This window comes from Pseudobutyrivibrio xylanivorans, assembly GCF_010906925.1.
GTDB lineage: Bacteria > Bacillota > Clostridia > Lachnospirales > Lachnospiraceae > Pseudobutyrivibrio.
This window is the reverse complement of sequence record NZ_VTVE01000001.1, coordinates 240,313-253,902: the sequence shown is the minus strand read 5'-3', so window position 1 is coordinate 253,902 and position 13,590 is coordinate 240,313. Positions and strand designations below refer to the sequence as shown.

Below are 13,590 nucleotides of genomic sequence, written 5' to 3'. Positions count from 1 at the left end.
AATCAAAACGCCAATGCCAAAATGTTAGAAATTAAACTTAATTTTACTATTTATTGTTGCACTTTTTACAGTGAGCCAAGAAACATGGCAAACCAACAAACACCATTCCGCCCAGAATATTTCCGATAGTTACAGGAATCTGGTTAGTAATAAAGCCTGCCAAGCTAAGATTAGACAACTGGTCAGCTGTAATGCCATAGGCCTCAGCAGCCTTAGCAATATAGGCATCGTTGTGAGCTGCAAAAATGCCCATTGGAATGTAGAACATATTTGCAACGCAGTGCTCGAATCCGCCTACAACAAAAGCCATGATTGGGAAGAAAATAGCCCAAACCTTGCCGCCGATGTCCTTTGCTGCTGCACCCATTAAAATAGCTGCGCAAACTAAAATATTGCAAAGAATACCAGAAGTAATGCCCTTAATTGGAGAAATAGTCGCCTTGCCAAGTGCCACCTTGATAGAATATGCACCAAGCAATCCGCCTGAATAATCAAGATTTCCAGAAAAATATGTAAGTGCCACAATAATAAGTGCACCGATTAAATTAGAAACCCAGATAATTGCAAGGTCTCTTGCTACCTTGCCCCATGAAAATCTGTGGTCCATAGCACCCATTGAAGTAAGGCAGTTACCTGTAAAAAGCTCGCCTCCAATAAATGTAATAAGCATAAGACCAACTGGAAAAATAGCGCCTGCTACGAAACGAGAAACGCCAACATTTGTAATAGCATGAGCTGCTGTAGAACTAGTCGCTCCACCAAGAGCAATAAATGCTCCAGCCATAATGCCGAGTAAAATCATCTTAGAAAGTGGCAAATTAACTTTTTTCTCTCCGCCACAAATATTTCCTTCAATCACCTCTGCTGGTGAGTTAAATAAGTTATCCATTTTTTGCTCCTTGTTAAAAAATTCACTAACTATTATAACAAACTCTTTTCTAGTTGAACACCCTGTTTATACAGATGCTTTGCAAGTTTTTTCCTTGAATTATCAGTTAATTAGCATATTGCAAAAACCATTAAAACCCTCTATCCTATTTCTTAATAAATGAAGAAAATCTTTTAAATCACAGGTGATAAAATGCGAAAAAAAGAACTGGCTTTAATAGTAATAGATCGATTAAAAAATGAATACCCATACAGCGACTGCACTCTGGATTACGACCAGGCATGGAAGCTACTGGTATCGGTACGTCTTGCTGCTCAGTGCACAGACGAGCGTGTCAACCAGATTGTCCCTTCCTTATATGAAAAGTTCCCAACCATAGATGCCCTTGCGGATGCAGAGGTAAGCGATGTTGAGGCTATCGTTCGCCCTTGCGGCCTTGGCAAATCAAAGGCCAAGGACATCGTTGCCTGCATGAGAATGCTCCGAGACGTCTACAAAAGCCAGGTCCCTGACACCATGGAAGAACTTCTGGCCTTACCAGGCGTAGGGCGCAAATCAGCCAATCTCATTCTTGGTGATGTCTTCGACAAGCCAGCCATCGTCACTGACACCCACGCTATCCGTCTATCCAACCGCATCGGACTTGTAGACAATATAAAAGAGCCAACCAAAGTAGAGATGGCTCTTAGAAAAATCATACCCCCTGAGGAAGGCAACGAACTGTGCCACAGACTGGTAGACCACGGCCGTGCTGTTTGCACCGCCCGCACTACACCTCACTGCGACCAGTGCTGCCTCGAGGATGTATGTAAGAAAAATATTTAGTTTCACCACACATGTGGAATCAGCCTGCTTCTCACCTTTCTCATATAATCTCTGTAGCCAGGCAGGCCCTCTGCTAGAACTTTCTCTTCATTCTTGATTCTTAAGACTATTATCGGAATGTATAGTAGCGTTATGACTAGCGAAATTATAGAACCTAAAACTACTGGCATGGCCAGAAACATAACTAGCGTCACCATGTACATAGGGTGTCTAACCGCCCCGTAGAGTCCTGTATCAACTACCCTCTGATTCCCCTGAATTTCAATGGTTCTCGATAGATATTCATTCTCTCGAAGGACTTCTCCATAGAGTGTATAGGCGATTAAAAATATAATCGCTGCTGCAATGCAAATCCAGTCTGAAAGCACCATCCATTTAAATCTAAAATTCAATCCAGCTACGGCAAAAGCTGTAATAAACATAATACCACTGAGGGCCACCACCAGCTTTTGCTCCTTCTGCTCCTCTTTCATATTAAGCCTCTTCCTAAGAAGCTCAGGTGCTTTGTACATAAGAACAAATCCTGCTACAATCATCGGAACAAATAATATTCCAAGAAGCAACCACCCCTGCCAATAGACTAAGGTCCCTGCCGGTATAAATATCAGTGCTGCCATTATCACTATTCCTGCTAACACCCTTGTCAGTGCTGTGGTCAAAAGCTTTTTATCCATCATTTCCCTCCACCTACAAATTATGCCTACCTCTTTCCTACTTCACCTCTCCATTTTACCACTTCCCCCTTCAATCTCCCAGCAATCAACACTACATCCTACTGCCTATTTTCGTTTTTCCATTTTAGGCAGTAGCCTTTTTCCAAATCACTACTGCCTAATTGCCATTTTCCCATATAGGCAGTAGCCAAATTCCAAATCACTACTGCTTAATTTCCATTTTCCCATACAGGCAGTAACCAATTCCAAAATCATTACTGCCTAATTGCCTTTTTTCCATCCAGGCAGTAGCCTTTTTCCAAATCACTACTGCCTAAACACAATTTCCCAATCTAGGCAGTAACCAACTCCAAAATCGCTACTGCTTAATTGCCATTTTCCCATACAGGCAGTAGCAAAATTCCAAATCGCTACTGCCTATATTCATTTCTCCGAAACAGGCAGTAGCCCCAATAATCCCGCTAACAAAAAAGTGAAGGGCTATCCCTTCACTTTTTTAACCACTATAGAAACTACTGCCTACATGACGCAGCTGGTGCCGCGGCCTTCCATGTCCTCGCCCTTTACGTATCTGGCGTTGAATTCCATGTTAATGTCGCGAAGCTCCTTTTTGCCGTCGATGTAGTCCTCGTACATCTCTGCAAGGCCTGCCATGCAACCATCGCAGTTGGCCTCGATATTGCCCAGAGATTCCTTGACGATTCTCTCTCGCTCTTCTTTCGTGGTATCTTTGATTAAATAAGACATCTAAAAAACTGCTCCTTCTATAAATCCTACAGCTCAATCAATTCGTACTGGAGGCTACCTACCCCCAACTTTGCTGCTGTGTCTACGGTGTACTCACCGTTTCTTGATGTGACACGCTCAAGGAAATGGTCACGACCCACATCCTTTGAAGCATAGACTAAATCAAGACATGCTCTGTCGATAGCAACTGGATCTAAGCTGGCTAAAATACCGATGTCCTTGAGACATGGGTCCTCAGCAACTGCACAACAATCGCAGTCTACAGACATGTTGGCCATTACATTTATAAATGCAATGTTTTTACCGAAATGATCAACTACAGCCGATGCTGCCTCAGCCATGCTCTCAAGAAATGCATTCTGCTCTGGCAAATCTGTCCACACTACATCCTGCTCACTGGCCTTGTCGTATTTGCCAGCTGAGTGGATTTTGACCTTTCCGGCACATGAGGCGCAACCGATTGAAAGCTGCTTAAGTGCTCCGCCGTAGCCACCCATAGGATGACCCTTAAAATGAGAAAGCACTAACATAGAATCATAGTTAAGGAAATTCTTACCCATGATATCCGTCTTAAGATGGGTACCATTTTTAACAGGTATCTCAATATCGGGTCCCTCAGCATCCATAAGGTCCACATCGAAATAATCATTCCAACCATGCTTTTTCAATAATTTGATATGCTTGTCGGTGTAATTTCTCTCTCCCTCATAGGCTGTGTTGCACTCTACGATAGTACCATTAACATGTTCTACCATAGGCTTCCAGAAAGCCGGCTTCAGATAGTTTTGATTGCCAGCCTCGCCTGAGTGAACTTTTACAGCTACCTTTCCAGGCAATGTGATGCCCAGCATGTTGTACATTTTAACTACAGCCTCAGCTGTAACATCCTTGATAAAATATACTTTTGATGCCATGGTCCCCTCCTTTATCCTACTTAAATAATCCTCCGGCGATATTCTTGATATCGTTTAAATCTAATTTGCCATCAGATAATGCAGCCTTGACTGCCTTGGCGTCAGACTCATCAACCTTAAGTCCAGCCTTGTCTAAAAGGCCCTTCACCTGCTTTGGGTCAGCTTTCTTAATCTGCTCAACCAAATCCTTGTTACCTGAAACCTTTGCGATAATGTCCTTTACATCCATGATAAAACCTCCCTTTATATAAAATTAATTGTTCCCATCAGCACTGTCCTCAGATGTGCCACCCTTTTCCAACCAAGGAAGCAGAAAATCTGAGTACAACATATCTAAAATAGCAACAGCTGGAATGCAAAGCAAAATACCAACTATGCCAAACATCTTGCCACCTACAATTACGCCAATAAGCACCCAAAGTCCAGAGACTCCAACAGAATCGCCTACAAGCTTTGGCTTTAAAATGTATCCATCCACCATCTGTAAAATGAGGGTGAAAATGATAAATACTACAGCATACCATGGCTTTACAAGTAAAAGTAAAAATGCACCAATGGCTCCGCCAATAATAGGACCAAATGTAGGGATAAGATTCATAACCGCAACCACCATAGATACAAGTCCTATGTATGGAAGTCCCACAATCGCCATGAATATCGCATTTACGATACCTACTACAATAGCATCTAAAATATTGAAAACGATATATCTGCTCAAAATGTAATCGCTCTTTTTAATTACATATTTTACATCATCATATTTGTCCTTGCAAAGCGCCTTGAGAAATCTTTTGCCGCCTTTTACAAGTTTGTCCTTCTCTGCAAGAAAGTACATAGAAAGCAAAAATGCAATGAAAATAGTACCAAGAGTCTTACCTAAACTAGCTGTAGCTGACAGCACTGTTGAAATGTTATCTGATAGCAATTTGGTGACTGTATTAATCAAATCTGATGATGAGCTAACAAACTCATTTAAATCAATAATATTGCTTGAAACACCAAATGCCACAAGGGTCTTTTGCAGTCCTGCTGCATAGCCATCTAAATTGCTGGCAAAAAGCTTGATGCTCTCAATCATCTGTGGCACAACAGTAAGTCCAAAAATAACTAAGAAAATGATTACTGTCACAAATGCAAGCATATTGCCAAGGGCTGTCTTTACACCCTCTTTTTTTAGTTTGCAAAACAATTTGTCCCTATATAACTTGCCAAGAGGATTGATTATGTAGGCAATAACCGCCCCTAGAAATACAGTGGAAAAGAATCCTATAAATGTTGCTATGCCATCAAAAATGCTTCCAATTCGAATAAGCACTACAAACAAAATAACACCTATACAAATGGAAACCGCAAGTGAATACCATGGTCTGTCTCTAAATTTTTTCATTATATCCTCCGTCTCCTTTTGACGATTAGTCTGCGCCGTCCAATAAAAAAATGCTGCCTAAAGAAAATTAATACACCTCTATAATATAATAGCCACCTTGTAACTATCAAGCTCTGAGTGTTGTTACCAGGAGACGTTTTAGTCGACTGGAACAATATCTCAGGCTTGATAGTGTAACAAGGTGGCTATGAATTCATAATTAAAATGTAATTAATCTTCTTTAGGCATTACGATTGCGATGTGTACATCGTCAAGCTGCTTCTGATCTACAGTTGCAGGAGCATCCATCATAATATCCTGTGCGTTCTTATTCATTGGGAATGGAATAATCTCACGGATTGATTCCTCACCAGCGATAAGCATAATCATACGGTCAACACCAGGAGCAATACCGCCGTGTGGTGGTGCACCATAAGTAAATGCATTGTACATAGCTGGGAACTTAGCCTTAACATCATCCTCGCCAAGACCAACAAGCTTGAATGCCTCAATCATAATCTCTGGATCATGATTTCTGATAGCACCTGATGAAAGCTCAACACCATTACATACTAAGTCGTACTGGTAAGCTAAGATATCAAGTGGCTTTTGATTCTTGAGAGCATCCATACCGCCCTGTGGCATTGAGAATGGGTTGTGGCAGAACTCAAGCTCTCCTGACTCCTCGCCAATTTCGTACATTGGGAAATCAACGATCCAGCAGAACTCGTATGTATCCTTTCTCATGTGGCCCTCAGCTGCAGCTCCAAGAAGCTTTCTGAATACACCAGCTGTCTTTTGAGCAACAAGAAGTGGACCTGCTGCAAGACCAACGAAATCACCAGGCTTAAGGCCAAGTGCATCGATGACTGCCTGCTTTCTCTCCTGAAGGAACTTTGCGATACCACCAACGATCTCACCGTTCTCATCAAGCTTGAACCAATATGTCTTCTGAGCTGTAGCAACCTCTACCTCAGCGATCATAGCATCAATCTGCTTACGTGTAGCTGTAAGATTATCAACAACGATAGCCTTAACAACATTGCCCTCGAATGGACCGAATCCGCAGTCAGCCATAACATCTGTAGCATCCTGAAGAACTAAATCGATACGAAGATCTGGCTTGTCTGAACCGTACTTGTCCATTGCCTCAAGGTATGGAATACGTACAAATGGTGCTGTAGAAGCACTCTTGTATACGCCGTACTTAGCAAAAATAGGTGGAAGCACATCCTCAACTACTGCGAAGACATCTTCCTGTGATGCAAATGCCATCTCCATATCAAGCTGGTAGAACTCTCCTGGAGAACGATCAGCTCTGGCATCCTCATCTCTGAAACATGGTGCAATCTGGAAATATCTATCAAAACCCGATGCCATGAGAATCTGCTTGAACTGCTGTGGTGCCTGTGGAAGTGCATAGAACTTGCCAGGGTGATTACGTGCTGGAACAAGGTAATCACGTGCTCCCTCAGGTGATGAGCATGTAAGGATTGGAGTAGTAATCTCCATGAAATCGTGAGCAATCATGGCGCTGCGAAGCTCTGCCACGATCTTGCTACGAAGGATAATCTTGCTCTTAACGTCTGGATTACGAAGATCAAGATAACGATATTTAAGACGTGTATTCTCGTCAGCTTCCTTTGAACGATTAATCTCGAATGGAAGCTCATTGTGAGTACACTTTCCAAGAATCTCAATTGATGTAGGAACAACCTCAATCTCACCTGTAGGAAGCTCAGAGTTCTTAGATGAACGCTCACGAACCTCACCAGTAACAGAGATTGTAGACTCCTTATTTACAGAATCGATAACAGCCATCATCTCTTCTGTTTCAATAACTATCTGTGTAGTGCCGTAAAAATCACGAAGAATAACGAAACCGAGATTCTTAGACACCTTTCTAATGTTTTCGAACCAACCAACTAATGTAACCTGCTTGCCAGCATCTGAAAGGCGAAGCTCATTACAGTTGTGTGTACGTGACTGAGTCATGTTTCTCTCCTCTTTTCTAATACAAACATAGGGCCGTCTAGCTAACGCTAAACAGCCCTTTAATAATACATCAGATAACGTATTTATTCAATATATATAAAATTTCCGCTAGTTACGCTTACAAGCCTGAGATGTTACTTCGAGTTACTAACATGTAACTCTAAAGCAACACTCAGAGCTTGTCAGCTACTAGCTTATTTATCTACATAGCCAACCTAACAATTTTCTTAGAATCCTTAACCCGGCCGGTGGCGTGTAAGCCTGCCTCAAGCAATTCCTTAACCTGAGTTCTGTTGAGAACTAGCTTAGTATCATCATCGAGGGTCACCACCACGTTGGTCTCGCAGGCAGTGCATGCTCCGCCAGGACAATCGGTATCACAGTCCTCATCAATGCAGTGCTGCTCGCAAACAGAGCAGTCTACCTGATACATATTCTTGCGGTTCAAAACCCCAATCTCCTCCAGAGTGTTTACCATACGATAAACAGTGGCGCTACCTATATTTTTATCTACCTTGATGGCCTCGCGGTAGATTTCCTTAACACAGGATGGGTCCCCATTTAAAATAATATCAAGAACAACAAGACGCTGCTTAGTGATACGACAACCTGCCTCTCTAAGCTGCTGCACTATTAAATCTCTTTGTTCTACACTGTTTTCTGCAATATCCATAACTTCACCTTCATATTATAAAAATCCAGCCCTTAGAACTGGGCTGGGATAATCAATCTATTTAAGAATCTTGTCCTTGGCATAATCTCTAACAGCCTTGAAGCTCTCCTTGCTGATGACATGCTCTATTCTGCAAGCATCCTCTGCTGCAATCTCCTCATCAACTCCAAGCTTAACCAAAATCTCTGTAATGAGCTCATGTCTCTCATAAATCATCTCAGCGATTTCCTTGCCTGCGTCTGTTAAGTAAATATATCCAGCATCAGTAACTGTAATGTGATTCTTCTCACGAAGATTCTTCATAGCAATACTAACTGATGATTTTTTAAAATTAAGTTCATTAGCAATATCAACAGAACGAACAACTGGAAGCTTCTTACTAAGTAGAAGAATGGTCTCTAGATAATTCTCTGCTGACTCATTAACATAAGTTCTCACAATCTCTTCCTCCTAAACAACAGGTTACATAATAAAGAAATCCCTCTATAGAATATTCCTCAAAATATTAATTGCACACAACTCATTATGTAATGAATGTTATCATATTTCTTACTTCAGTGCAACTTATTAAACTATAGTTAGTTTAACCTAACCCTTATATTTTATCAAGTATTATTAATCATTTCTTAAACGTTTATTAAATATCCCCCGAAACTGTTGACTCTCACTTTTACAAAGTTTAATCTGCAACTATGAACTTCGGCAAGGAGGAACGCCATGAACAATTTCAGATATAGGATGGCTCAGTTTTTCGCAGGTCGTACTGGTGTAGATTCACTTGGTAGATTTATTACTTTTCTATCATTGATATTTATGATTCTCACCATGATCACACATTCTAATATCGTTTACCTAATTGCAGTGGCATGCCTTGCGTATAGTATTTGGCGAATGTTCTCCAAAAACTATCAGAAGCGATACAGTGAGAACCAATGGTTTTTAACCAAGACAGCTAAAATAAGATACAAGTTCAACCCACGCGACATAAGAAATAAAATCGAGAGGGCAAAATACAACGCTTCACAGCGAAAGATGTATGCAATTTTTAAATGCCCTAATTGCAAGCAAAAACTCCGTGCTCCTAGAGGACGCGGTAAAATACAAGTAACATGCAGCAAATGCCGTACACAGTTTATTAAGAAAGTATAAGGTAAAAGAGTTGTTTGGATATATTAATGCAGATTTAAGACAACTTTCCGATGAGGACAGAAAAACTTACCAAAGTTTCTATTGTGGACTCTGCCGTCAACTAGGCAAGAAGGCCAGTTTCAAAGGGCAGATGCTATTAAACTATGACCTTTGCTTTTTAAGTATTTTGCTACAGAGCCTTTATGAGCCAGAGCTTGATTGCAATGATTTCCATTGCTTGATTCATCCACTTAAGACAAAACATGGATATACAAGCAAGGCAATTGAATACGCAGCAGATATGGACATCATCCTCTCCTATCACAGTTTGTTGGACAACTTCAAGGATGACCATTCCAAAATCTCAGGTATGGCTGCTAGTCTTCTAAAAAAGGATTACGACAGAATAAAAGTTAACTACCCGAGGCAGACTGCTGCAATCGAAAGCTATATTGCAAAGCTTTACGTGGCCGAGGCCAAAAAAGAGACCAACATCGATGTAGTCTCAAGCTACACCGGAGAAATGCTTGGTGAATTATTTAACTGGCAAGATGATACCTGGTCCAAGACCCTACATTGTATGGGGTACTACATGGGCAAGTTCATATATATAATTGATGCTTATGATGACTTGAAAAAGGATGAGAAAACTGGAAGCTACAATCCGCTTCTACCTTTGAAAAAGGAATCACCTAAGGAGTTTGAGACCTTTGTTAGGATTAATCTCACCTCCCTCATGGCAGAATGTGCCAAGTCATTTGAGCGACTTCCTATTGTTGAGAATGCTGAGATTCTCAGAAATATTATCTATTCAGGTGTTTGGACTAGATACGAATACCTGCAACTTAAGGAAAAGAAAAAAGATAATACTCCTAAGGAGAACAGATAGTAATGATTGATCCTTATAGGGTTTTAGGAGTAAGCCAGAGTGCCTCAGAAGAGGAAATCAAAAAGGCCTACCGCACCCTCAGTCGAAAGTACCATCCTGATGCCAATGTTAACAATCCAAACAGGGCTCAGGCTGAGGAAAAATTTAAAGAAATACAAGCAGCTTACAATCAGATAATGGACGAGCGCCAAAATGGTGGTTCCTCTTTCGGAGGTAGCTCCTATGGTTACTCAGGCAGCAGCTACAACAGTTACAGCTATAGCTACTCACAGGCATCTGTGGAGATGCAGGCTGCAGCCAATTATATTAACGCAAGACAGTTTGCCGCTGCGCTTAATGTACTTTCATCTATCCCAGATGAGCAGCGCAATGGCCAATGGTATTTCTTCGCATCAGTAGCTTCCCAGGGAATGGGCAATCTCAATGATGCTAGAGAGTTTATTAGACGTGCCATCGCCTTAGAGCCTGGCAACTTTAGATATAGACAGTTTCAACAGAGTATAGATTGGAGTCGGAGCTGGTACGAAACCAGAGGCGCAAGCTACGGTTATGCCAGACCATATGCCGGATTTGCACGTTGGTGCATCAGCATGGCTTTCCTCAATCTGTTATGCAATCTTTGTTGTTTCTTTTAATTAGTTTGTTACAAGGTCATTCGGACCATTCATATATTTTCTCCCTACTTTGCATATTCATTCCGGGGATATGCAAAACCGTAAAGAACCTCGGGCTTCAGCCACCCGAGGTTCTTTTCCTGTAAAAATATATTATTTTCTAAACCATTTCTTGGAAGCCGCCATAATAGGCTTCTCCACATAATTGTAAAGCATAAGTGCCATTGCAATACTAAGCACTCCCACCACCAAAAGTCTGCTGTATACAGAAAGCTCAGCAAAATATCCAATCAAGAAGAAATGAATCAAATACAAGCTAAAGGATGCATTGCCAAGTGCTGTAAATGCGCTGTTGCCAAGGAATCTGTTGACCAGACTGCTCTTAGGAAGAAGTGCCAGTGTCACCATCACAGCTGCTGCCAGGTAGGCACATATTATCTGATGCTCCCATCCAACATAAAAGCCTGCGTATTTAGCATCTATTCCAGAGAGAATCTCCTCCGATGTAACAATGGTAAGAATGAGGCATGCAACTACAAACATGGAGCCTACCACTGAAAAAAGAGATGCAATGCTCTTTGATGCTCTAATATCGGATCTCAACACCTTATACAAGTAGGCAAATGACATACCAATAAGGAAAAGCCAAAGCATCGGCACTGTAGCTGCTCCGTTGCCCTTAAGCAAAATTCCAGTCATTGGCACATACTTGTAGGAAAGGAAAACACATACTGTAAGCAGTATGAAAATCACAAGATTCAGCGCGCCCTTTTTAATAACAACTGAAAGAATCTTTTTCACAAGCCCTATAATAAGAATCATAAATGGGGCCAAGATGTAAAAGAATACTTCCTGCTGCAAGAACCACAGGTGTCCCTTGCTGTTAAGGAAAAGCATGTTTAAAAGCAAGCTGTTTTCTGTGGTAAAATCCCTGAAATCAAGGTACCGAAGCCCCCATGCTGCAAATGCCATCACAAGCCAGGCCACAGGCATGATTCTAAGGATACGCTTAATATAATATTTTATGAAATTAGCTGGGCTAAAATATCCATATTCATAATCATCATCTGCAAATGGCTGGCATGCAAAAAAGCCGCTCATTGCAAAGAATATGCAATTGCCCAGGCCTCCCTGTGATAAAAATCCGCAGTGGGAAGCTACAATTAATCCTATCGCCCAAAATCGCAATCCTTGTATGGAATTACTTTTTGATTGATTCATTTATTATTCTCCTAAACTAGTAAGTCAATTAATCCGCAATAACTTCCTTGAGTATTACTTCATTTCCAGTAACGAGATATGTGTTTTCACTGCCGCAGTGTGGACATGTCTTGCCGTGGGCAACAGTCTCGTACTCCTGCTTGCAATCCTCGCAAAATGTCACCGCCTTGATAGTCTCGCAAGTAAGCTTGCTTCCATCTAAAAGAGGATATTTTTTCGCATTCCATCCCCAACAGTCAATGAGATAGTCTGGAATAACTGTTGAAACCTCTCCTACTGAAAGCACTACCTCGTCGATGTGCTTTGCCTTGTTCTCAGCAGCCACAGCCTCTACCTGCTTTGCCACGTGAAATACAATACCTAATTCATGCATTTTAAATTACCCTTTCTAAAATAAATACTCCCTTTGTTTATTTTATCTTTTTTATTCTATCAATCAAAGATGAAAAAACTGAGACAATCAGATTGTCGATTAAATATGCTGCTATAAATGAAAGCACCAAAGTTACAACAACTGAAATGACAGCTCCAAATCCCTTGTACATTACAGAGCCGATGCCGCAGATTTTTCTTAAAACATTTCCAATAATCCAGTAGTGAATCAGCATTATTGAAAATCCGTATTTACTAACAAGTCGAATTACACAAAAATCTCTTAAACCGTTTTTAAACTTAAAGAAAATGGCAAACAATCCAAGTCCTACTACCACTCTATATGGTGATAAATTCCAAAGTGTGTTGCTGTAATAAATGTCATATTTAAATACTAGCCACATGGCAACACTTGCAACAATGCCAAGTATTATAAGCCAGTTGTCGTATTTTCTACTGTCATCTTTTGAGCACCAGTAGCCTGCTATTGCAACACCACACCAGCCAAGATAGCTGACATCAAAGCCAGTCTTCAGTGGCAAGTATGTTGCGTAAGTTAAAATGATAACAGTAACTGCCACAAGCCCTGTAAGGTGCTGATATGATAAATCCCTTAACATCATTCGCAAAAATGGAACCACAATATAGATGGCGATAATCACATATAAAAGCCAGAAGTGATATGCTCCAACGCTCTTAATATCAGCAGTGAGAATCCCAAGGACTATCTCAAGTGGAGAATCCAGGGTGCCCTCTGTTCTCTGACCGAAAAATGTGTAGTACCACATGTAATAGACAACTAGTGGTATCACGATTTTTGTAAGTCTCTTACCATAAAACGATAAGACAGGCTCCTGCTTGTATGGCAGCAAAAGTGCTCCCGAAAGCATTACAAATAGCACGTTGCAATTCAGTGCCCACCATCTGGTAAAATCCAGTCCGGCAAAAATTGGTGTGCCTGCCATATCAACCGCTATGTCCAAATCCACGCCGATGACATGGACAACGATTACCAAAATAACAGCTACAAATCGTATGTAATCATAAACAGGAACTCGTCCTGCAGTGGTCTTTAAAGCAAAACTATCTCCAATGAATCCATCATTTTTATATGACTTAACTATTGAAACTATGAAGCCAACTGCAGCTATCGCTACCACAACACTATTAATGGACCCGGTGGAATAATCAAGAGTCCAAATGCCAGCAGCAAGCACCGCCGCCCAGAACAAAACAATATGTAATTTAATCTTTTTAATTGATGCCATAATCTCTCCAGTTAT

At 41.0% G+C, this 13,590-nt stretch carries 16 protein-coding genes; 4 read left to right on the top strand and 12 right to left on the bottom strand.

Going from position 1 to position 13,590, the window contains the following annotated elements; all coding sequences use genetic code 11:
• Nucleotides 1–46: 46 nt before the first annotated feature.
• Nucleotides 47–889 carry a formate/nitrite transporter family protein gene (locus tag F0Q01_RS01255; RefSeq protein ID WP_090485374.1) on the bottom strand — a complete coding sequence of 281 codons (843 nt, stop codon included), beginning with the start codon at nucleotides 887–889 and terminating at the stop codon, nucleotides 47–49.
• A 192-nt stretch (nucleotides 890–1,081) separates the two neighbouring features.
• On the opposite strand from F0Q01_RS01255, the gene F0Q01_RS01250 reads away from it, so the two are divergent.
• Nucleotides 1,082–1,714, top strand: a complete 633-nt coding sequence (locus F0Q01_RS01250) for an endonuclease III domain-containing protein (RefSeq protein WP_090485371.1) — start codon at nucleotides 1,082–1,084, stop codon at nucleotides 1,712–1,714.
• 2 nt (nucleotides 1,715–1,716) lie between these two features.
• Here F0Q01_RS01250 and F0Q01_RS01245 read toward each other — a convergent pair whose 3' ends face one another.
• The 8 genes from F0Q01_RS01245 to F0Q01_RS01210 form a co-directional block, all read right to left on the bottom strand.
• Complete coding sequence (locus tag F0Q01_RS01245; RefSeq protein ID WP_242941817.1) at nucleotides 1,717–2,391, bottom strand: methyltransferase family protein; 675 nt, start codon at nucleotides 2,389–2,391, stop codon at nucleotides 1,717–1,719.
• A gap of 516 nt (nucleotides 2,392–2,907) precedes the next feature.
• Nucleotides 2,908–3,135: a purine biosynthesis protein PurH gene (locus F0Q01_RS01240; RefSeq protein WP_090152198.1), complete on the bottom strand. Its 228-nt coding sequence runs from the start codon at nucleotides 3,133–3,135 to the stop codon at nucleotides 2,908–2,910.
• Between the two features lie 26 nt (nucleotides 3,136–3,161).
• A complete protein-coding gene (locus F0Q01_RS01235; RefSeq protein ID WP_090485365.1) occupies nucleotides 3,162–4,049 on the bottom strand; it encodes a DUF362 domain-containing protein in 888 nt (295 codons plus the stop codon).
• A 16-nt stretch (nucleotides 4,050–4,065) separates the two neighbouring features.
• The gene (locus F0Q01_RS01230; protein ID WP_090152204.1) at nucleotides 4,066–4,278 is read right to left on the bottom strand and encodes a hypothetical protein; all 213 of its coding nucleotides are present in this window, start codon (nucleotides 4,276–4,278) and stop codon (nucleotides 4,066–4,068) included.
• A gap of 24 nt (nucleotides 4,279–4,302) precedes the next feature.
• A complete protein-coding gene (locus tag F0Q01_RS01225; RefSeq protein WP_090485360.1) occupies nucleotides 4,303–5,436 on the bottom strand; it encodes an AI-2E family transporter in 1,134 nt (377 codons plus the stop codon).
• 210 nt (nucleotides 5,437–5,646) lie between these two features.
• Entirely contained in the window at nucleotides 5,647–7,410 is a 1,764-nt protein-coding gene (aspS, locus tag F0Q01_RS01220; protein WP_090152210.1) for an aspartate--tRNA ligase, read from the bottom strand.
• A gap of 202 nt (nucleotides 7,411–7,612) precedes the next feature.
• Nucleotides 7,613–8,083: a Fur family transcriptional regulator gene (locus F0Q01_RS01215; protein WP_090485357.1), complete on the bottom strand. Its 471-nt coding sequence runs from the start codon at nucleotides 8,081–8,083 to the stop codon at nucleotides 7,613–7,615.
• 57 nt (nucleotides 8,084–8,140) lie between these two features.
• Nucleotides 8,141–8,521: a metal-dependent transcriptional regulator gene (locus F0Q01_RS01210; protein WP_090152216.1), complete on the bottom strand. Its 381-nt coding sequence runs from the start codon at nucleotides 8,519–8,521 to the stop codon at nucleotides 8,141–8,143.
• 279 nt (nucleotides 8,522–8,800) lie between these two features.
• Between F0Q01_RS01210 and F0Q01_RS01205 the strand changes: the two genes are divergently transcribed.
• The 3 genes from F0Q01_RS01205 to F0Q01_RS01195 are packed head-to-tail and all read left to right on the top strand — an operon-like array spanning nucleotide 8,801 to nucleotide 10,735.
• Entirely contained in the window at nucleotides 8,801–9,232 is a 432-nt protein-coding gene (locus F0Q01_RS01205; RefSeq protein WP_090152217.1) for a zf-TFIIB domain-containing protein, read from the top strand.
• 10 nt (nucleotides 9,233–9,242) lie between these two features.
• Complete coding sequence (locus tag F0Q01_RS01200; protein WP_090485354.1) at nucleotides 9,243–10,100, top strand: DUF5685 family protein; 858 nt, start codon at nucleotides 9,243–9,245, stop codon at nucleotides 10,098–10,100.
• 2 nt (nucleotides 10,101–10,102) lie between these two features.
• Nucleotides 10,103–10,735, top strand: a complete 633-nt coding sequence (locus F0Q01_RS01195; RefSeq protein ID WP_090485351.1) for a J domain-containing protein — start codon at nucleotides 10,103–10,105, stop codon at nucleotides 10,733–10,735.
• A gap of 132 nt (nucleotides 10,736–10,867) precedes the next feature.
• Here the strand turns inward: F0Q01_RS01195 and F0Q01_RS01190 are convergent, their stop codons facing one another.
• The 3 genes from F0Q01_RS01190 to F0Q01_RS01180 are packed head-to-tail and all read right to left on the bottom strand — an operon-like array spanning nucleotide 10,868 to nucleotide 13,575.
• Nucleotides 10,868–11,935: an acyltransferase family protein gene (locus F0Q01_RS01190; protein ID WP_090485348.1), complete on the bottom strand. Its 1,068-nt coding sequence runs from the start codon at nucleotides 11,933–11,935 to the stop codon at nucleotides 10,868–10,870.
• 28 nt (nucleotides 11,936–11,963) lie between these two features.
• Nucleotides 11,964–12,308, bottom strand: coding sequence for a hydrogenase maturation nickel metallochaperone HypA (locus F0Q01_RS01185; protein ID WP_090485345.1), 345 nt, complete (start codon nucleotides 12,306–12,308; stop codon nucleotides 11,964–11,966).
• A gap of 37 nt (nucleotides 12,309–12,345) precedes the next feature.
• Nucleotides 12,346–13,575: an acyltransferase gene (locus F0Q01_RS01180; protein WP_143096630.1), complete on the bottom strand. Its 1,230-nt coding sequence runs from the start codon at nucleotides 13,573–13,575 to the stop codon at nucleotides 12,346–12,348.
• Nucleotides 13,576–13,590: the final 15 nt, after the last annotated feature.